This is a genomic window from Arthrobacter sp. 05N425 (genome assembly GCF_056397125.1).
This window is the reverse complement of record NZ_JBFTMU010000012.1, coordinates 52,294-71,291: the sequence shown is the minus strand read 5'-3', so window position 1 is coordinate 71,291 and position 18,998 is coordinate 52,294. Positions and strand designations below refer to the sequence as shown.

Annotated in this window: 16 protein-coding genes and 1 tRNA gene; 4 read left to right on the top strand and 13 right to left on the bottom strand. The window is 67.4% G+C overall.

From position 1 onward, the window contains the following. Positions 1-91 precede the first annotated feature (91 nt). On the bottom strand, positions 92-1,015 hold the full coding sequence (locus tag AC1DGE_RS13940) for a Bax inhibitor-1/YccA family protein (protein WP_476909361.1): 924 nt from the start codon (positions 1,013-1,015) through the stop codon (positions 92-94). Between the two features lie 511 nt (positions 1,016-1,526). Between AC1DGE_RS13940 and AC1DGE_RS13935 the strand changes: the two genes are divergently transcribed. Genes AC1DGE_RS13935 through AC1DGE_RS13920 form a run of 4 tightly spaced genes read left to right on the top strand, consistent with a single transcriptional unit; the run spans position 1,527 to position 5,703 of the window. Further along, a complete protein-coding gene (locus tag AC1DGE_RS13935) occupies positions 1,527-2,822 on the top strand; it encodes a branched-chain amino acid ABC transporter permease (RefSeq protein ID WP_476917645.1) in 1,296 nt (431 codons plus the stop codon). A gap of 9 nt (positions 2,823-2,831) precedes the next feature. Further along, positions 2,832-3,800, top strand: a complete 969-nt coding sequence (locus tag AC1DGE_RS13930; RefSeq protein ID WP_441418496.1) for a branched-chain amino acid ABC transporter permease — start codon at positions 2,832-2,834, stop codon at positions 3,798-3,800. Beyond that, a complete protein-coding gene (locus AC1DGE_RS13925) occupies positions 3,797-4,933 on the top strand; it encodes an ABC transporter ATP-binding protein (protein WP_476909363.1) in 1,137 nt (378 codons plus the stop codon). The genes AC1DGE_RS13930 and AC1DGE_RS13925 overlap by 4 nt, the downstream gene beginning before the upstream one ends. Then, on the top strand, positions 4,930-5,703 hold the full coding sequence (locus AC1DGE_RS13920; RefSeq protein WP_476909364.1) for an ABC transporter ATP-binding protein: 774 nt from the start codon (positions 4,930-4,932) through the stop codon (positions 5,701-5,703). Before AC1DGE_RS13925 ends, AC1DGE_RS13920 begins: the two co-directional genes overlap by 4 nt. A 538-nt stretch (positions 5,704-6,241) precedes the next feature. Here AC1DGE_RS13920 and AC1DGE_RS13915 read toward each other — a convergent pair. From AC1DGE_RS13915 to AC1DGE_RS13860, 12 genes are all read right to left on the bottom strand, one after another. Next, entirely contained in the window at positions 6,242-7,594 is a 1,353-nt protein-coding gene (locus AC1DGE_RS13915) for an ABC transporter substrate-binding protein (RefSeq protein WP_476909365.1), read from the bottom strand. A gap of 283 nt (positions 7,595-7,877) precedes the next feature. Then, positions 7,878-7,951 (bottom strand) — tRNA-Leu (locus AC1DGE_RS13910). Positions 7,952-7,982: 31 nt separating this feature from the next. Continuing rightward, positions 7,983-8,960: an N-acetyltransferase gene (locus AC1DGE_RS13905; RefSeq protein WP_441418499.1), complete on the bottom strand. Its 978-nt coding sequence runs from the start codon at positions 8,958-8,960 to the stop codon at positions 7,983-7,985. A 135-nt stretch (positions 8,961-9,095) separates the two neighbouring features. Further along, the gene (locus AC1DGE_RS13900; protein WP_476909366.1) at positions 9,096-10,550 is read right to left on the bottom strand and encodes an NAD(P)/FAD-dependent oxidoreductase; all 1,455 of its coding nucleotides are present in this window, start codon (positions 10,548-10,550) and stop codon (positions 9,096-9,098) included. Positions 10,551-10,588: 38 nt separating this feature from the next. Further along, entirely contained in the window at positions 10,589-12,004 is a 1,416-nt protein-coding gene (locus AC1DGE_RS13895; RefSeq protein WP_476909367.1) for a S8 family serine peptidase, read from the bottom strand. Between the two features lie 119 nt (positions 12,005-12,123). Then, positions 12,124-13,074: a Ppx/GppA phosphatase family protein gene (locus AC1DGE_RS13890; RefSeq protein ID WP_441418502.1), complete on the bottom strand. Its 951-nt coding sequence runs from the start codon at positions 13,072-13,074 to the stop codon at positions 12,124-12,126. Then, positions 13,071-13,763, bottom strand: coding sequence for a DUF501 domain-containing protein (locus AC1DGE_RS13885; RefSeq protein WP_441418570.1), 693 nt, complete (start codon positions 13,761-13,763; stop codon positions 13,071-13,073). Before AC1DGE_RS13885 ends, AC1DGE_RS13890 begins: the two co-directional genes overlap by 4 nt. Positions 13,764-13,886: 123 nt before the next feature. After that, positions 13,887-14,636, bottom strand: coding sequence for an FtsB family cell division protein (locus AC1DGE_RS13880; RefSeq protein WP_476893263.1), 750 nt, complete (start codon positions 14,634-14,636; stop codon positions 13,887-13,889). Positions 14,637-14,759: 123 nt separating this feature from the next. After that, on the bottom strand, positions 14,760-16,040 hold the full coding sequence (gene eno / locus AC1DGE_RS13875; protein ID WP_441418504.1) for a phosphopyruvate hydratase: 1,281 nt from the start codon (positions 16,038-16,040) through the stop codon (positions 14,760-14,762). A gap of 128 nt (positions 16,041-16,168) precedes the next feature. Then, positions 16,169-16,846: a MazG nucleotide pyrophosphohydrolase domain-containing protein gene (locus tag AC1DGE_RS13870; protein WP_441418571.1), complete on the bottom strand. Its 678-nt coding sequence runs from the start codon at positions 16,844-16,846 to the stop codon at positions 16,169-16,171. 76 nt (positions 16,847-16,922) lie between these two features. Continuing rightward, positions 16,923-18,104 carry an adenosine deaminase gene (locus AC1DGE_RS13865; protein ID WP_441418505.1) on the bottom strand — a complete coding sequence of 394 codons (1,182 nt, stop codon included), beginning with the start codon at positions 18,102-18,104 and terminating at the stop codon, positions 16,923-16,925. Between the two features lie 32 nt (positions 18,105-18,136). Then, positions 18,137-18,853, bottom strand: a complete 717-nt coding sequence (locus AC1DGE_RS13860; RefSeq protein WP_441418506.1) for a DedA family protein — start codon at positions 18,851-18,853, stop codon at positions 18,137-18,139. Positions 18,854-18,998 lie beyond the last annotated feature (145 nt).

The window sequence follows — 18,998 nt, the reverse complement described above, 5'->3', positions numbered from 1 at the left end:
GGCCTGAGGCTGGCCCGCGGGGAAGGCATGACGCGGGCCCCGCCATCCGGCGGGGCCCGCTTCATAAGTCGTGCTGTTGTGCGGCTGCCGGCTAGTCGTCGCCGCGCAGGATGGCCAGCAGGCGGATGATCTCGACGTAGAGCCAGACGAGGGTGACCGTGAGGCCGAACGCCGCGGTCCAGGAGAAGCGCTGCGGGGCGCCGCTGCGGACGCCGGCTTCGATGCTGGTGAAGTCCATGATCAGGGAGAACGCGGCGAGGCCGATCGCGAGCAGGCCGATGAAGACACCCAGCGGGATACCGAAGAGCTCCACCTGGGTACGCAGGCCGAACGGGGTCTGCACGGCGCCGGTCCACATCATGACCATGTTGACGAGCGCGAAGACGGCGTAGCCGATCATCGCGATCATGAAGAAGCGCATGGCCCGGGGCGTCGCGCGGACCTTGCCGCTCTTGAACAACACCAGGGTCACGGCGAAGACGGAGAGCGTCCCGATCACGGCCTGGAGGCCGACGCCGGGGAACATCCCGTCGAGGATCCGGGTCAGGCCGCCGAGGAACAGGCCCTCAAGGGCTGCGTAGGCCAGGATCAGCGCCGGCGAGGGCTGCTTCTTGAAGGTGTTGACGAGGGCCAGGACAAAGCCGCCCAGCGCGCCGACAATCATCAGCATCGAGGCGAGGCCCTGCGCCACCACAAGGGTGACGGCCGCGCCGGCGATCACGGCGGCGAGGCAGGCCGCCGTCTTCATGATGACGTCATCGAAGGTCATGCGGCCGCTGTCGGCCGGTCCGGCCGCCGGGCGGTTGTACATGTCCTGCAGCTGGTCGCTGCTCATCGCCTGCTGCGACGGGTTCCAGCCGGCCTGGGTCTGGCCGAACTGGCCCTGGCCATACGGGTTCTGGCCGTACTGGTTCTGGCCGTAGCCCTGCCCGTACGGCGCTTGCGGGGCAGGCGGTGCCTGGGTGGCTCCACGGAAGTTCTTTCCGTTGAAGATCGGGTTTCCGCCAAGTGCCATTGCTGGTGTCCTCCAAATTAAGGGGGTAGGTGATGATCGGTGGTGAGGATCGTTATGACTCACGCTACCAATTCCCACGCCCGGCAGGCAGGGATAGTTCCCTTCGGGTTCCCGCCGCAACAAAACCGTGATCTGGGGCGGCCCGCCCCCGCCCTGCTTCCGCCCCGGTGAAGCGCTTCTTCGCCGAATGTTTAGGAATCCTCGGGAACAACAAAAGTTTTCTTTAGCTCGGCTAAATCCCGCTTGGGCGCCGGCTTCACGGTTGTTACGCGATCGCGACGTTCTGCCTGCTCGCAGCGGCATTAGTTACCCCGCCCGGCCTGTAACATTGGCCCAACAGGGTGACGAACATCACAAGCAAGAACCGCTCCATCGCATCGAAGTATCCGCTCTACCCTCGTCCCCTGACCGTTCGCAGCGGTTGCAATGGCGCAACCCAGACCACCCCCATGTGGAGGTTTTCAATTTGAGAAGCACACCGAGAGGCCCGTCGCAGAGACGGCGCGGCAGAATGCTGAAAGCTGTGGGGACCGTTTTCGCCGCCGTGGCCGCCCTTCTGCTCATCGTCGCCCCGGCATCCCAGGCCACGACCCCTTCGCCGACACCATCCCCGTCGAGCACTTCGTTCCAAAACAGCATCAGCGGATTCCTGCGCGGCGATGACCGCGCCCCGCTCGCCGGCGTCACCATCACCGCCAAGAGCGGCGATTTCACGGGAACAACCAAGTCGGGTCCCAACGGTTCCTGGAACATCGGCGTGCCCACCCAGGGAACGTATGAGGTCGAGCTGGACGTGAAGACCCTCCCGGAGGGCATCAAGCTCGCCGAGGGCCAGGAAAACCCCCGCAAGGTCAGCTTCAGCCAGACCTCCAACCTCTCGGTCATCTTCGCCTTCGGCAAGGGCATCGTCGTCCAGGAGCAGGACTTCGGCCAGAACCTGCTGAACCGCCTCGTGGCAGGCCTGAGCTTCGGCCTGCTGCTCGCGCTCGCGTCGGTGGGACTGTCACTGATCTTCGGCACCACCGGCCTGACCAACTTCGCACACGGCGAGATGGTCACCCTCGGCGCCGTGCTGGTCTTTGGCTTCAACGCCATGAACCTGCCGTTCTGGCTCTCTATCATCCTCGCGCTCCTCGGCGGCGGCCTCTTCGGCTACGTCCAGGACGCCGGGCTGTGGAAACCCCTGCGGCGCCGCGGCACCGGCCTGGTCCCGATGATGATCGTCAGCATCGGCCTCGCCCTCGCCGTCCGCTACGTCATCCAGTTCTACTTCGGCGGCGCCACCCAGCAGTTGCCCTTCGCCCAGAGCGCGGAAATCCAGATCGGGCCGGTCTCCATCTCGCCGAACAACCTCTGGTCCCTGCTCATCAGCGTCGTTGTCATCGCCGTCCTCGGCGTCGTACTACTCAAGACCCGGCTGGGCAAGGCCACCCGCGCCGTGGCCGACAACCCGGCACTGGCGGCGGCCTCCGGCATCGACGTCGACGGGGTCATCCGGATCGTCTGGGTCACCGGCGGCATGCTCGCCTCGCTCGGCGGCATTCTCTGGGCGTACTACCGTCCCGGCGTCACCTTCGACATGGGTTCGCAGATCCTGCTGCTCATCTTCGCCGGCGTGACCCTCGGCGGCCTCGGCACAGTCTGGGGCGCCCTCTTCGGTTCCATCATCGTCGGCATCTTCGTGGAGCTGACCACCGTGTTCGGCCTCGCCGCCGACCTCAAATACGTGGGAGCACTGTTCATCATGATCGTTGTCCTCTTGTTCCGGCCTCAGGGCATCCTGGGCCGCCGCGAGCGCGTGGGTTAGGAGACAGACATGGACTTCGGATTTATTCTTTCCAGCGCTGCCGGTGAACTGTTCAGCCCGACGACGGCGGCGTACGCGCTTGCCGCGCTCGGCCTGGCGGTCCACTTCGGCTATTCGGGCCTGCTGAACTTCGGCCAGGCCGGCTTCATGGCGGTGGGGGCCTACGGGTTCGCGATCTCCACCCTGACCTTCCACGTGCCGTTCTTCGTGGGCCTGCTGATCGCCGTCGTCTGCTCGGCGATCTTCGCCCTGCTGCTCGGCATCCCCACCCTCCGGCTCCGGGCCGACTACCTGGCCATCGTCACGATCGCGGCCGCGGAAATCGTCCGCTACATCGTCACCACCAACCAGCTCACCTCGGTGACCGGTTCGGCCAACGGCCTTGCTGCCTTCGAAGGCGACTTCTACGCCATGAACCCCTTCCCCGAGGGGTCCTACTTCGGCATGAACAACCGCGACTTCTTCATCCGCGTGGTCGGCTGGGCCCTGGTGATCGTCTGCTGCCTGCTGGTCTGGCTGCTGATGCGCAGCCCCTGGGGCCGCGTCCTCAAGGGCATCCGCGAGGACGAGAACGCCGTCCGCTCGCTCGGCAAGAACGTCTACTCCTACAAGATGCAGGCCCTCGTCATCGGCGGCGTGCTTGGCGCCCTCGCGGGCATGGTCTTCACCCTCCCCCGCGGCGCGGTGCAGCCGGCCAACTACGGCACCGAGCTGACGTTCTTCCTCTACACCTGCCTGCTGCTCGGCGGACTCGGCACCGTGCTGGGACCCGTCGTCGGGGCGATGATCTTCTGGGTCGTGCTGTCCCTGACCCAGGGCGTGCTCTACGGCCTGATCGAATCCGGCGCCGTCACGTGGCTGAACACGGTCCAGGCCGGGCAGCTGCGCTACATCCTGGTCGGCATCGCACTGATGCTGCTGATGATCTTCAGGCCCCAGGGCGTCTTCGGCAACAAGAAGGAGCTGGCGTTCGCATGAGCATGCACAGCGAAGAACCAAAGCCCGGCCTCGGGTCCACCGAGACCGCGGAGGGCATCGACTACATGACGGACACGCGTCCGATTGCGGCCGGCGAGATTGCTCCCGGCTGCAAGAAGCGCGACCCGATTGTGGTGGCGGAAAATGTCACCCGCAGCTTCGGCGGCATCAACGCCGTCGACGTCGAATACCTCGAGATCCCGCGGCACAAAATCACGGCCCTGATCGGCCCCAACGGTGCCGGCAAGACCACCCTGTTCAACCTGTTGACGGGCTTCGATACGCCAAACACGGGCAAATGGCAGTTCGAAGGAAACAGCCTGGCCGGTGTCTCCTCCTACAAGGTGGCCCGCATGGGCATGGTCCGCACCTTCCAGCTGACCAAGGTCATGGGCAAGCTCACCGTCATGGAGAACATGCGGCTGGGCGCTTCACACCAATCCGGTGAGAAGCTCTCCAAGGCCCTGTTCAAGGGGATCTGGGGCGGCCAGGAAAAGAAGATCACCGAAGAAGCCAACGTGCTGCTGGAGAAGTTCAAGCTCGACGCCAAGAAGGACGACTACGCGGCGTCCCTCTCCGGCGGCCAGCGCAAGCTCCTCGAAATGGCCCGTTCGCTGATGGTTCGTCCGAAGCTCGTGATGCTGGACGAACCGATGGCAGGCGTCAACCCGGCGCTCACCCAGTCCCTGCTGGACCACATCAAGAACCTCAAGGCCGAGGGCATGACCGTGTTGTTTGTCGAGCACGACATGCACATGGTCCGCCACATCGCCGACTGGGTGGTGGTGATGGCCGAGGGGAAGATCGTGGCCGAGGGGCCGCCCGCTGAGGTCATGAAGAACCCGGCCGTGATTGACGCCTACCTGGGCGCCCACCACGACGTGGATCTTGGCGATTCGGAAGGCATCAAGGTGCTCGCAGCCGAACTTGAGGCGGACGAGGAATCAATCGTCGGCACCGAGAACGCGGGCATCATCTCCGCCGACGTGCTCGCGACGGAGGCTCCCGGGCACGACACCGCCAACGGTGCGGCGCACGGCCGGCGCAGCGCCGAGGAACCCGGCCTCGGCGAGCCGAACCGGACAGAGCCGAACCGCGTTGAGCCGAACCGGACAGAGAAGGACACAGAATGAGCGCCACGAGTGCGGCCACCGCCGCGACTAACGCATACGAGGGCGATTCGGTCGTCAAGGTCACCGACCTGGTGGCCGGTTACATCCCGGGCGTCAACATCCTCAACGGCTGCAGCATCGAGGCCCGCAAGGGTGAGTTGATTGGCATCATCGGTCCCAACGGCGCCGGCAAGTCGACCCTGCTGAAGGCCATGTTCGGCCTCGTCAAGGTCCACTCCGGCTCCGTGGTGGTCCGCGGCCAGGACATCACCGGGCTGAAGGCCAACAAGCTGGTCAGCCGGGGCGTTGGGTTTGTCCCGCAGACCAACAACGTGTTCGCGGCCCTGACCATCGAAGAGAACCTCCAGATGGGCATGTTCCAGCGCCCTAAGGACTTCGCCAAGCGGTTCGACTTCGTCGCGGAGCTGTTCCCGGAGCTGGCCAAGCGCCGGGCCCAGCGCGCCGGCTCGCTCTCCGGCGGTGAGCGCCAGATGGTCGCCATGGGACGGGCCCTGATGATGGACCCGGCCGTGCTGCTGCTCGACGAGCCCTCGGCAGGCCTCTCCCCCGTCAAGCAGGACGAAACCTTCCTGCGGGTGCACGAGATCAACCGGGCCGGCGTCTCCGTGATCATGGTGGAGCAGAACGCGCGCCGCTGCCTGCAGATCTGCGACCGCGGCTACGTCCTGGACCAGGGCAAGGACGCGTACACGGGAACCGGCCGGGAACTCATGAAGGATCCCAAGGTCATCCAGCTGTACCTGGGCACCTTGGCGGACACGGTCGACTAGTCCGGCCATCGCTGTCCAGAAGGGCCGTCACCAGCCGGTGGCGGCCCTTCTGCATGCCCGGCGCGTGTCCGGTTCCCGTGGGTGCCGTCCCGGGCGCCCAGGGTCCCCGCAGGGCTCCGGCGACAGCCACTTGCTCGGCGCCTGCCCCCGTCACCCTCTGCGTGACTCTCGCCGAACGCTCTGCGGCACCCAAGCCAGGTTTCCGCGGCGGTTCCAGACAGACGCAGCCCGGATCCGAGCAGCCTCTGTCCGATTCCGTAGCCTCCATCCGTTGCTTTAGCCCCGGCGGCCACAGGGCGCCGTCGGAACCCCTCCCCGGCTATGCGACGGCGTCACGCGCAGCAGAGTCTTGGGCCTCCACCCGGCGGGTTGGGCTGGTTCTGCGGGGTCGAACTGAACGGGGCGGCCCGAAGGACTGACCTGCGTGACGCCTAGGCCCGGTCGCGTCCTTCGCCCCCGCTCCCCTCCCTGCTCCCGGCACGCAAGAGACCCCCGTCCGGAGGGGACGGGGGTCTCTTGTTTTTCTTGGAGAGCGGCTTTACAGCTTGCCGAATTCTTCCTTGACGGGCTTGTAGCTGTTGTCATCCTGGAACTCGTAGATGCCGATGTAGGCTTCCGTCGGGTCACCGGCGTCGGAGAACGTTACGGGGCCGGACTGGCCGTCGTAGTCGATGTCCTTGCCGTTACGGAGCAGGGTGACGCAGGAGGCGAAGTTGTTGCACTTCTCGCCGCCTTCAGAGACCGCCTTGAGCTGCTTGGCGATATCCACGCCCTTGGTGCTCTTGGCGGCTTCAGAAGCCAGTGCGATCAGGTTCACGGCGTCGTAGGACTCGCCTGCGTAGCTGTAGTCCTTGAGCGCCGGATCGATGGCGAGGAGCTTCTTCTTGAAGTCATCCTTGGCGAAGGTGCCCGGGATGGTGCCCTGGGCGCCCTTCAGGGTGCCTGCCTTAAAATCCTTGCTGTAGTCGGACATGTTGCCGTCCACCATGAAGATCTGGGTGGGCTTGATGCCCTTGCCCGTCATCAGCGGGACGATGCTCTTGGCCTGGTCGAAGGTGATCAGGGCGATGGCATCCGGCTTGGCCGCGAGGACCTTGTCCACCTGGCTGCTGAACTGGGAATCGCCTTCGTTGAAGAGCTCTTCCGCCACAACCTTGCCGCCGGCAGCTTCTACGGCCGACTTGACGTTCTTAGCCAGACCCGTGCCGTAAGCATCGTTCAGTACGATCATGCCAACGGTCTGCGCGCCACAGGTGGCCATGTAGTTGCCGAGGACCTTGCCCTGCAGGACGTCCGACGGGGCGGTGCGCCAGTAGAGACCCTTGTCGTCCCACGTGGTGAAGTCCGGCGAGGTGTTGGCCGGCGAGAACTGGATGACTCCGGCGCCGGTGATCTGGTTGATCACGGTCTTGGAAACGCCCGAGGAGGCGGCACCGACAATGGCACTGACACCCTGGCCCAGCAACGCGGTGGTGGACTGGGTGGCGATGTCCGTCTTGGTGTCGCCCGAGTCGCGGTGGATGACCTGGACCGGCTTGCCGAGGACGCCGCCGGCGTCGTTGATTTCCTTGATGCCAAGGTTCACGCCTGCGATTTCGGGCGGGCCGAGGAAGGCAAGGGAACCGGTGGTCGGCAGGAGCGAGCCGATCTTGAGCGGGGTATCCGTGGTGGTCGAGGACGCGGGCACGGAGCCTGCCGCGCTGGCCGAGCTGGTGGAGCCTCCGGTTGCGCTCGGGGCCGGGCAAGCGATGCCGGCGGCCTGGGCGGATGCCGAGCCGCTTGACGCCGGCGCGGTGGACGTACCGCCACAAGCCGTAGCCAGAAGGGCGACGCCGAGGCTAAGCACTGTGAGCTTAGCGATGCGCGGCGCCACCTGGGGGAGTGAAGTCATAGAGAAATCTCCTCGATCTAAAGGTGCGAACGGCCTTTGATGCGAAAGATCAGGTGTTCCTGATTTAGATTCAAGCTAATGCAATTTCCGCCCGAAAATAAGTGACTACGGTCACATCCTTATAACACTCGTTGCATAGAGGAAATCAGCGTGCGGGAAAAGCGCGGTGATTGGCTTGGGGACGGCCCGGGAGGCCACGCCAGCGCCCACCACCCCCGGCGCCCTGAAGCGCCTGCCGGGGCCGCGGGCAGCAATTGTGGCGCGCAGTGCGGCATTTATGAAGTGCCCCAGGTGGGACTCGAACCCACAACACGCGGATTTTAAGTCCGCTGCCTCTGCCAATTGGGCTACTGGGGCGCCCGGTCAATGGTATCCCGGCAACGGCTCCCTACGACGCGGCCGGCACCCCGTCGAAGGGCTCGGCGTAGCGGAACGTCCCGCTGACCCCGCCGGGCCAAAGCGCCAGCGGCAGCAGCTGGAAATGGTCGCCCCAGGACGGATCCGGCGCCTGCACGCCGAGCGAGGTGGAAGGCACGAAGCCAAACCTGGCGTAATACTCCGGGCTGCCGAGCAACGCAATGCCCCGCTCCCCCGCGGCATTCGCACGGTCGATGGTTTCCTTCATCAGCGCCGATCCGATTCCGTGCCGCTGCAGCCGCGGCACCACCCCGATCGGGCCCAGCCCCAGCAGCTCCAGCTCCCCCGCCCTGCCCCGGGTGCTGATGACATGGCCCACGATCTCACCATCCAGCTCGGCGACAATGCTGAAGTCCGGCAGGTACTCCCCGCAATCGAAGAGCCGCCGCAGCAGGTCCACTTCCTCCGGCTCCCCTTCAACCGGCAGGCCCGTGACCGGCGAGATGGAGAAGGCCGCTGCGGTGAGGGCCAGGAGCGCCGGCCGGTCCTCGGGCTGTTCGCCGCGCAGGACCAGCTTCGGCACCGGCAACTGCCCGCCGCCGTTCGCGCTGCGGCTGTCCGCGGAGAGCTCGTGGAGCACCTCGAGGGCGCGTTCGGCATCGGCCACCGGCACGAGCAGGTGGTCGTGGTGGAATCCGGCCAGCACGTTGCAGCTGATCTTGGCCTCGGTCAGGGCGGCACTGACGGCAGCAGTAAGTCCGATCGCTTCGAGCGAGGAATGCACCTGCAGGGTGATCCAGGCCGCCACGAAGTCGTACTTGAGGCCCAGGGCATCGGCGTCGGCCCGCGGCAGCACCACGGTCAAACCCTCGGCCTCCCGGACCGCGGCCGCAATGTGGCCGGCCAGCGGTTTGCCGTGCGGCCACAGCGCATAGACGTACTCGCCCTCGCGCACCACCGGCCGCATGGTCGCCAGCAAGGTGTTCAGGTCCTTCTCAGCGGGAGTCATGGGCCCAGTCTAGGCAGGTCGGCCCGTCCCACGGCCAATCCGACCGGCAATCCAGGCGGTGCCGGCGGCGGCACCAACGACGACGGCGGCCGCTCCCCCGAAGGGGAACGGCCGCCGTCGTCGGCTTGCTGCCGGCTACTTGGAGTTGGCCGGGGCAGCTTCCTTCGCAGGCGCTTCGGCCGGCTTATCGGCGGCCGGAGCCGGAGCAGCCGCCGGCTTCGGAGCCGGCGTCGCCGCGGCCACGAAGGCCCCGCGCGGGTTGTCCAGGTCCATCAGCTGGGTGGTGTCGCGGCCCAGGAAGAGCTGCCAGAACCAACCGGAGATCACGCGGATCTTGCGCTCGACCGTCGGCATGGCCAGGCCGTGGTAGCCGCGGTGTGCGAGCCAGGCCAGCGGGCCCTTGAGGCCGATGCGGCCGACGAGGTTGATGTTGGCAACGCCCTTCCATTCGCCGAAGCCGGCTACGGCGCCCAGGTTCTTGTGCTTGTAGTCCTTGAGCTCCTTGTCCCAGCGGGAGGCCCACAGGTTCTTGGCAAGCCGCTTGGCCTGGCGCAGCGCGTGCTGGGCGTTCGGGACGCAGGTGCCGTCCGGCAGGCCGCTGCCGGTGAGGTCCGGCACGGCCGCGATGTCGCCGGCGGCCCAGGCATTTTCGATGATGCCTTCGTCGCCGGAGACGCGCAGGTCCGGGAGAACACGGACACGGCCGCGGGGTTCCAGCGGGAAGTCGGTGGAGCGGACCATCGGGTTGGCCTGCACGCCGGCAGTCCAAACCAGGGTGTCGGATTCGAATTCCTGGGCAGGGGTCTTGTCCGGCAGGTTGATGAGCTTCAGGGAGCCCTCGGCGTTGTCCAGCGAGGTGTTGAGCAGCACCTCGATGCCGCGGCTGCGCAGGTGCTCGACGACCCACTCGGCCTGCTTGGCCGTGACCTCGGGCATGATGCGGCCCATGGCCTCGACCAGGACGAAGCGGACTTCCTCCTGCTTGATGCGCGGGTTCTTCCTGACCGCGGCGCGGGCCAGGTCTTCCATTTCGGTGATGCACTCGATGCCGGCGAAGCCGCCACCGACGACGACGAACGTCAGGGCGCGGGCGCGCTCGGCCGGGTCGGTCATCAGCGAGCCGGTTTCGATGCGCTCCAGGACACCGTTGCGCAGGGCGACGGCTTCCTCGATCGTCTTCAGGCCGATGCCCTTGTCCGCGAGGCCCTTGATCGGGAACGTGCGGGTGATCGCGCCGGCGGCCAGCACGACGTCGAAGTAGGGGATCTCGAAGTTCTCGCCGCCGTCAGCCGGCGCCACCACGGCCGTACGGTTGGCGTGATCGATCGAGGTGACGCGGCCCTGGATCAGTTCGGTCTGCTTGAGGTGCTTGCGGTGCGAGACGACGGCGTGACGCGCCTCGATGTTTCCGCCGGCCACTTCCGGCAGGAAGGGCTGGTAAGTCATGTAGGGCAGCGGATCAACGACGGTGACGATGCCACCGGCATTCGCGATCTTTTTCTGCAGTTTGAGGGCTACGTACAGGCCGACGTACCCGCCGCCGACGACGAGTACCCTGGGACGGTCCTGGAGCTGAGGGGTGGATGCCATGGATCAAGAATACCGTAGTTTGTGAAAAACTTCACTAACTACTGCGGGGCCTGGTCTTGCACCGAATCCGGCGCCGCTGCCCCCGGGTCGCGGGGGCCCGCGGCGGTGCCTGGGTCGGTGCCCGGCACGGGTGCGGTGCCGGGCCCGCGGAGGGCACGGCGCAGCTGGATGGCGGCCCCGGCGATGATGCAGACGAAGAGCCCGCCGAAGCCGAGGACCACCATTGCCGGGACGGCGCTGTCGGCCGGCGACGGGGCCTCCGCGACGGGAAGGGTGGCTTCGGGCAGGGTCGGCGCCGCACTCGAGGGGCTGGGTGCGGCGGCCGGGGCGGGACTCACCGGGTTTCCCCGCCGGTGCACACGGATCCAATCGGAGATCGAACCCAGCGGATTGAGGGTGGTTTCCGGCACATCGGCCTTCAGTGCAGCCTCGGCGTTCAGCACGCCGAAGCCGTACAGCGGGTCCTTGCCCGGCAGCCCGGCATCCTTCGCGGTGCTGACAATCCGGTTAATAACCTGGCTGGCGGACATCTCCGGCCATTTCGAGCGGATCAGGGCAGCGACGCCGGCAACGATCGGGGTTGCGCCCGAAGTGCCCGCCCACTCGGCGTAGCCGCCGCCGGGCAGGCCGCCGACCAGGTCCTCGGCTGGTGCCGCCACGCCGATGCTGATGCCCTGGGACGAGGAGTCAATGCTGGCGACGCCCTTGCGGTTCAGGCCGGCCACCGTCAGCACGCCGGGGATCGTCGCCGGGGCGCCCACCTGGATGTTGCCGCCCACCCGGTTGCCGGCGGCGGCGACAATGACGACGTCCTTCTGCTCGGCGTAAAGGAACGCCGCGTCCCAGCTTTGCGGCCACTCCGGGGAGGTGCTGCCGAGCGAGATGTTGATGACCCGGGCGCCATTGTCGACGGCCCAGCGGACCGCGGCGGGGATCTGGTCCTGGTCGCTCTTTCCGCCCGGGTTAGCGGATCCGAGCCAGGTGGAGACGGAGAGGATCTCGGCTTCGGGGGCGACGCCGACGATCCCGTCGGGGCCTACTCCGGCTGTGGCTGAGGGCCGGGCGGTGGATTTTGTCGACTTTGCCGGTTGGTGTCCGCGGCCGGCGAGCATGGTCGCCACCAGGGTGCCGTGCTCGGGTTTGGCGCCGATGCTTTTCCTGCCGTCCGCGGCTCCCGCCCCGGACACGTCCGTGCCCCCGGTCAGCACGCCCTTGAGGTCCGGATGTTTGCCGTCCACGCCGCTGTCGATGACGGCGATCTTAACGTTGGCGCCCTTCGAGACGGCCCAGGCCTTCTTGATGCCGGACTCGGCGAGCCAGTACTCCTTGTCCCGGGTGCTGTCCGCGTGTGCAGCGGGGGCAGCCGACAGCGCTCCCGCGACGCTGCCGCCGGCAAGAGCCAGGGCCATCAACGCGGAGGCGGTCCGGCGGCGCCGGGCTGTTGCTCTGGTCATTCGGGTCCAATCGGCGGTGTGGCTGCGGCCGCGACCGTTCCGGGCGCGCGGCAGGGGTGGCGGCTGCTCCTGCCGGCGCTGCCGGACAGGGCCGGGAGTGGGTTGGTGCCGGCGCGGAGCTAGCTGATGCTCAGGGCAATACCGTCCAGAATATCGTGTTCGCTCGTCACGGCCGACGTGATGCGGCCCTCTGTGACGTCCGCCATGCGTTCGAGCACGCGCCGCCAGACAAGGCCGCCGGCGCCGATCACGTCCACCCGGCCCGGGTGCATGTAGGGCAGGGCGGCGCGGGCGTCCCGCGTCATTTCGAGCAGCGAGGTGCAGGCCTCCCGGGCAGTGTCCAGGCCAAGTTCGGTGCCGTGGATGGCGGCCGGCGAGTACTCGGTGAGCTTCAAGGCGTGGGCGGTGATTGTGGTCACTGACCCCGCGACGCCGACCACGGCGGTGGCGCGCTCCAGCGGCACCGTCAGCGCCGCGTGGCTGATGGCGGCGTCGACGTCGGCTTCCGCCGCGGCGATCTGTTCCGCCGTGGGCGGGTCGTCCTGCAAGTGCCGTTCGGTCATCCGGACGCAGCCCACATCGACCGATTTGGCGGCGATGACGCCGTCGGCGTCGCCCAGCACGAACTCCGTGCTGCCGCCGCCCAGGTCCACCACCAGCACCGGGTCCTTGCCCCGCGAGGGCAGCACGCTGCTGGCGCCGGCGAAGGACAGGGCGGCTTCTTCGTCGCCGCTGATCACCTCCGGTTCGACGCCGAGCAGTTCCCGGACCCCGTCGATGAAGACCTGGCGGTTCCGGGCGTCCCGGGTTGCGGATGTTGCCACGAAACGGACCTTCCCGGCGCCGTGGCGGCGGATCAGCTCGGCGTAGTCACGGGTGGCCTCGAGGGTGCGGTCCAGCGCGTCCTGGGCGAATTCGCCGGTGGCGTCGACGCCTTGGCCGAGCCTGACGACGCGCATCTCGCGCACGACGTCGGTCAGCTTCGGCAGGGTATCGCCGCCCGCGGCGACATCTGCGATGAGCAGGCGGATGGAGTTGGTGCCGCAGTCGATCGCGGCCACGCGGCTCACTGCCCGGCTCCGGCGGCGATATCGGCGCCGTTCTCGTCATGCCCGGTTCGGGACTTCCGCACCGGGGCCGGCCGGCCGACGATTTCGGGCAGACCCTGCGGACCGTGCCGGCTCAGGTCCTGGGAAGGGGCCTCTCCGCCGGTGTCCCACGCGCCGTCGCAGTAGCAACGGTCCGGGGTCCACCACTCGCTGATGCCGGCTACGGCCTCGTCGCCGAGCGGGTTGACTCCGGGACCGGCAGCGAGCGAGTGGCCCACCAGGACATGCAGGCACTTCACGCGGGTGGGCATGCCGCCTGCGGAGATCCCGTCGATCTCCGGGACGGCCCCGATGCCGGACCGGGCGCCGATCTCGGCGCGGGACTGCAGGTACGCCTCATGCGCGGCCCGGTAGTCCGCCGCCAGCGCCTCGTCGGCACCGAGCCGTTCGTTCATCTCATTCATCAACCCGGCCGCCTCCAGCCTGGACACGGCCGAGGTGATGACCGGATGGGTCAGGTAGAAGGTGGTGGGGAACGGCGTCCCGTTGCTCAGCCGCGGCGAGGTGGCCGCCACCAGCGGGTTGCCGCAGACGCAGCGGGCAGGGATCTCGACGACGTCGCGCACCGGCCGCCCCAATTGCCGGCTGAGCACGTCAAGGTCGCGGGCCGACGGCTGGCGGGAATCCCCCGTCGCCGGGGTCCCTTCCATGGGGGTCGCGTCGATGGGGTTCCCGGTCCGGGGATCGTCCGCTCGGTTCTCGTCCACTGGCGCGGCACCTTCCTGCCCTGTTGGAATTACCGGGTTGCGGTAATCCGGCGGCGGGCGCCGCTCCTAGTCTGTTGCCGACCGCCTGATGGAGTCCCAAAGGGAATCCACCCACGGCAGATTGGCCGGGTCTGTGGCTGTTCCTGATGCGGCGCCGGAACCGGACGTTGCGGCAGGAAGATCGCTGCCGTAAACCCAGTAGCCGGTTTCGCCGGGCATAACCATGTTAATGCGGTCACGGGCTTGTTGTTTCACGTAGTTCGGGTCCTGCCAGCGCGAGACCTCACGTTTGAGGTCCGTCTGCTTCGCCTGCTGGGCCGAAATTTCGGCCTCCAGGTCAGCTATTTCGGCGCGCTTTTCAAGGAAGATCCTGACCGTGGGCGCCAGCATGATCGTGATGGCGATCATCACGACGCCGAGTGCCAGCAGTCGTCCGGAGAAGGCCTTGGCCGGGACGGGATCGAGCCCGTCGGTTTGCCCGGGCTGTCCGGACTTCGTGCCGGCTCCGCTGCCCGCAGCCGGCGTGGCTGGCCCGGTCTCGCGTGCGCCGGTCTTCGCAGCGCCGGTCTTTGCAGCTCCGGTCCGGGCGGGCGCAGCGGTTCCGCCGACGGGGCCGGGTTTGCCGGTTCCCGGCGCTTCAGACGCCGGCCGTCCGGCGTCGTGGCCGGCTGTCCGGCCGGCGGGTTCGATGCCGTGCCGCGGGCTGCCGAAATCAGCCCTGATGACGTCGCCGCCGTCGGCTTCCCCCCGGCCGGAGGCCGGAGACTTCGGGGCCGCAGCAGCGGCCCGGGGAACCTTGGGACGGCGGGTTGCCATGTCACTCCTTCAAACAGGCCAATCGAACCGGCCAAAACAGGCCGCCAAAAAAGAACGGGCCAAAACAGAACCGGTGGCCATGGTCTTTCCACCATAGCCACCGGTACCTGATTCTTGCGGGTACTAGCCCTTGAAACGCGGGAAGGCGCTGCGTCCGGCGTAGCGTGCGGCGTCGTCGAGTTCCTCTTCGATGCGCAGCAGCTGGTTGTACTTGGCGACGCGCTCGGAGCGGGCCGGGGCACCGGTCTTGATCTGGCCCGCGTTGGTGGCAACGGCGATGTCAGCGATGGTGGTGTCCTCGGTTTCGCCGGAGCGGTGCGAGGTGATGGTCGTGTAACCCGCGCGCTGGGCGAGGGATACGGCGTCGAGCGTCTCGGTCAGCGAACCGATCTGGTTGACCTTGACCAGCAGCGAGTTGGCGGTCTTCGAATCGATGCCGGTCTGGAGGCGCTCCGGGTTCGTGACGAACAGGTCATCGCCCACGATCTGGACCTTGTCGCCGATCGAGTCGGTGAGGGCCTTCCAGCCTTCCCAGTCGTTCTCGTCCAGCGGGTCCTCGATGGAGACCAGCGGGTAGTCCGCCACCAGCTCGGCGTAATAGGCGCTCATCTCGGCGGAGCTGAGGGCCTTGCCTTCGAACTGGTACGCGCCGTCCTTGAAGAACTCGGAGGAGGCGACGTCGAGGGCCAGCGCGATGTCCTTGCCCGGGGTGTAGCCGGCGTTCTTAATGGCTTCCTGGATCAGGTCCAGGGCCGCGCGGTTAGACGGCAGGTTCGGGGCGAAGCCGCCCTCGTCACCCAGGCCGGTGGCCAGGCCCTTGGACTGCAGCACCGCCTTGAGCGCGTGGTAAACCTCGACGCCCCAGCGCAGGCCCTCGGAGAAGGTCTCGGCGCCGAGCGGGACAACCATGAACTCCTGGATGTCGACGTCGGAGTCGGCGTGCGAGCCGCCGTTGAGGATGTTCATCAGCGGCACCGGCAGGACGTGCGCGTTGGGCCCGCCCAGGTACTTGTAAAGCGGCAGGTCGGCCGAGGCGGCCGCGGCGTTGGCAACGGCGAGGGACACGCCCAGGATCGCGTTGGCACCGAGCTTGCCCTTGTTGGCCGTGCCGTCCAGGTCGATCATGGCCTGGTCGATGCTGCGCTGGTCGGTCGCGTCGAAGCCGATGAGGGCCGGGGCGATCTGGTCGATGACGGCGTCGACGGCCTTCTGGACGCCCTTGCCGAGGTAACGGCCCTTGTCGCCGTCGCGGAGTTCCACGGCCTCGTGTTCGCCGGTGGAGGCGCCGGAGGGAACTGCTGCGCGGCCGATCTGGCCGTCGGAGAGCAGGACTTCAACTTCTACGGTCGGGTTGCCGCGGGAATCGAGGATCTCGCGGGCGTGGATGGCATCGATAAGCGCCATGAATATGCTCCTTTGGGTGAAGCGATCTGCTGGGAATCTGACTGCTGGAAATCTAGCGGTGGATCAAGCTGGAAACCGACGTCCTCGTCGCCCCTAGCCTAGTCGAGAGTGGGATAAGTTACGGAAAGCTATCCAGTCCCCGGACTCGGTGCTCCCGCGCCGGTGCCGCCGGGCTCGCTGCCGGGCTGGCTCTCCTGGAAATGGCGGTTGACCGCGCGCAGGGCGCGTTCGGCGTCCAGGCCGTTGCGCCGGGCGGCCGCGACAATGCCGAACAGCAGCTCGCCTAGCTCCCGCTCGGTCGCCGGGGCGGGTGGTCCCGCGGCGGGTGCGGAGGCGGCGGCCTCCAAGGCGGGGGCCTCCATCGCGGGCGCCGGCTCCAACGCAGTCGGCAGTCCGGCCCGTTCGGCCCGGTCCTGGAGCTTCTGCGCCCGGGCCAGCGCCGGCAGCGCGGCCGGGACGCCGTCGAAGGCGTGGCCCCGGCCGGGCTTTTCGGTTTTCTTGACCGCATCCCACTTCAGCACGATCTCCTGGACCGTGGCCGGGAAGGAGTCCTGCAGGGAGCCGTCGGCGCGGAAGACGTGCGGATTGCGCCGGACCATCTTGTCCCGCAGGCCGCGGGCGACGTCGTCGAAGTCGAAGGCGCCGCGCTCCTCGGCGAGCCGGGCATGCAGCACCACCTGCAGCAGGACATCGCCTAGTTCCGCCCGCAGCTCGGCGTCGCCGCCGTCTGACTCGATGGTTTCAGCCACCTCATAGGCCTCCTCGAGGAGGTATTCCACGAGGGATTCGTGGCTGAGGGCGCCCATCCAGGGGCAGTGGACGCGCAGCTCGGCGATGGTTCGCAACAAATCCCTGAGCGGCGCGTCCACCGGGTTGGAGTCCTTAGCCAAGGTCGGCGTAGGCCTCGTTGATGTATTCGACCAGGGCTTCCTTCTCCTCCAGCGGCAGGAACGCGGCTTCGGCTGCGTTCAGGGTCAGCTCGAGCAGGTCGTCCAGGTCGTAGTCGAACGTCTCCACGAGCAGTTCGAACTCGTCGGTGAGGGTCACGCCGCTCATCAGCCGGTTGTCCGTGTTGATCGTGACGTTGAAGCCCAGCTGGTAGAGCATGTCCACCGGGTGGCTTTCGATGCCCTCGCCGAAGCCGGCAATGGCGCCGGTCTGCAGGTTGGAGGACGGGCAGATCTCCAGTGCGATGCCGCGGTCCCGGACCCAGCTGGCGAGCTCGCCGAGGGTTACCAGGCCGATGTTGTCGTCGACCTCGTCGCTGTCGGCGTTGATATCGGAGACATCGTCGGCGTCGGCGGCGTCGGCCTCTTCGAACTCGACGGTGACGTCCTCGGCGATCCGAACGCCGTGGCCCAGGCGCAGGGCCCGGCCGTCAACGAGTGCGGATTGGATACTCTCCAGGCCGGCGGCCTCGCCGGCGTGGATCGTGGCCGGGAAGTTGTGCTGGGCAAGGTAGGTGAAGGCGTCCTTGAAGCGGGAAGGCAGGAAGCCGTCCTCGGCGCCGGCGATGTCGAAGCCGACTGCACCCTTGTAGCGGTGCCGGACGGCCAGTTCGGCGATTTCCTGGCCGCGGTCGGCGTGGCGCATGGCGGTGATCAGCTGGCCGACCTGGATCTCGCGGCCGGTCTCGGCGACGGCGTCGACGCCTGCATCGAGGCCCGCCTGGACGGCCTCAACGACGTCGTCCAGCGACAGGCCCTGCTGCAGGTGCTGTTCCGGGGCCCAGCGCACTTCGCCGTACACGACGCCGTCGTCCGCGAGGTCTTCAACGAACTCCTTGGCGACGCGGAACAGGCCTTCCTTGGTCTGCATGACGGCGATGGTGTGGTCGAACGTCTCGAGGTAGCGGACCAGCGAACCGGAGTCGGCGGATTCGCGGAACCACTCCCCCAGCGCGACCGGGTCGGTGGAGGGCAGCGTGTGGCCGACCGCTTCGGCAAGTTCAATGATGGTGGCCGGACGCAGTCCGCCGTCCAGGTGGTCGTGAAGGGAAACCTTGGGAAGGCCCTTCAGGTCGAATTCGAGGTCAGGGGCAGCGTCAAGAATAGTCTCAGTCACGTTCCAACCATAGGGTCGGACGGCTCCCCGCGCTACTTGCGGGAAGCGTCGGTCTCCTTCGACCAGGCGGTCAGCGCCGGCTCGGACCCGGAAGCCGCGGCATCGTCCGCCGCGTCGGCCTCCGCGGCTTCCGGCTCGTCGTGCCGGCCCAGGCGCTTGTGCCACCAGCGCAGCAGGTGGTCAACGGCCACGCCGAGGACAATAGCGAAGACGACGGCGATCCCGGCGCTCAGGAGCGGGTTGTGGTGCAGCCAGGGGAAGGAACTGGCCAGAATGCCGATCCCGAGCGAGTAGATCACCCAGGTGACGCAGGCGAAGGCGTCCAGGAGGAAGAACCTGCGGTGCGGGAACCCGGTGGTGCCGGCGACGTAGTTGACGGCCACGCGGCCCCACGGGATGTACCGGGCGGTGAAGATCAGCACCGCGCCGCGCTTTTCCAGTTCGTAGCGGGCCCAGGCGAAGACCCGCTGGACCTTGGGCTTGCGCATCCAGCGGAACCGTTCGATCCCGATTTTGCGCCCCAGCAGGTAGGCCATGTTGTCGCCGGCGATGGCGCCGATGAGCGCCGTGAGGCCGAGAATCCACAGATTGGGCTGTCCGCTGTGCCGGGAGTACGCGGCGAGGGCGACAATCAGCGTCTCGCTGGGGACCACCATGGCGAAGCCGTCGACGAAGAAGAACACCAGCAGGAGGGGGTAGATCCACCACTGGCCTGCTGCATGGAGGACTGCCTCATTAATGAACTCCACGCGGGCTGTGCTCCTAGAAAACTGAAGGGGTGGGACGTACCCGGGACGGACATGAGATACAGCTGGGCGCACACGGCACGGACGTGACGTGAATCGCACCTAAGTGTCCCACGGGCCGGGCGTCCTGCGCTACGCACCGCAGCGA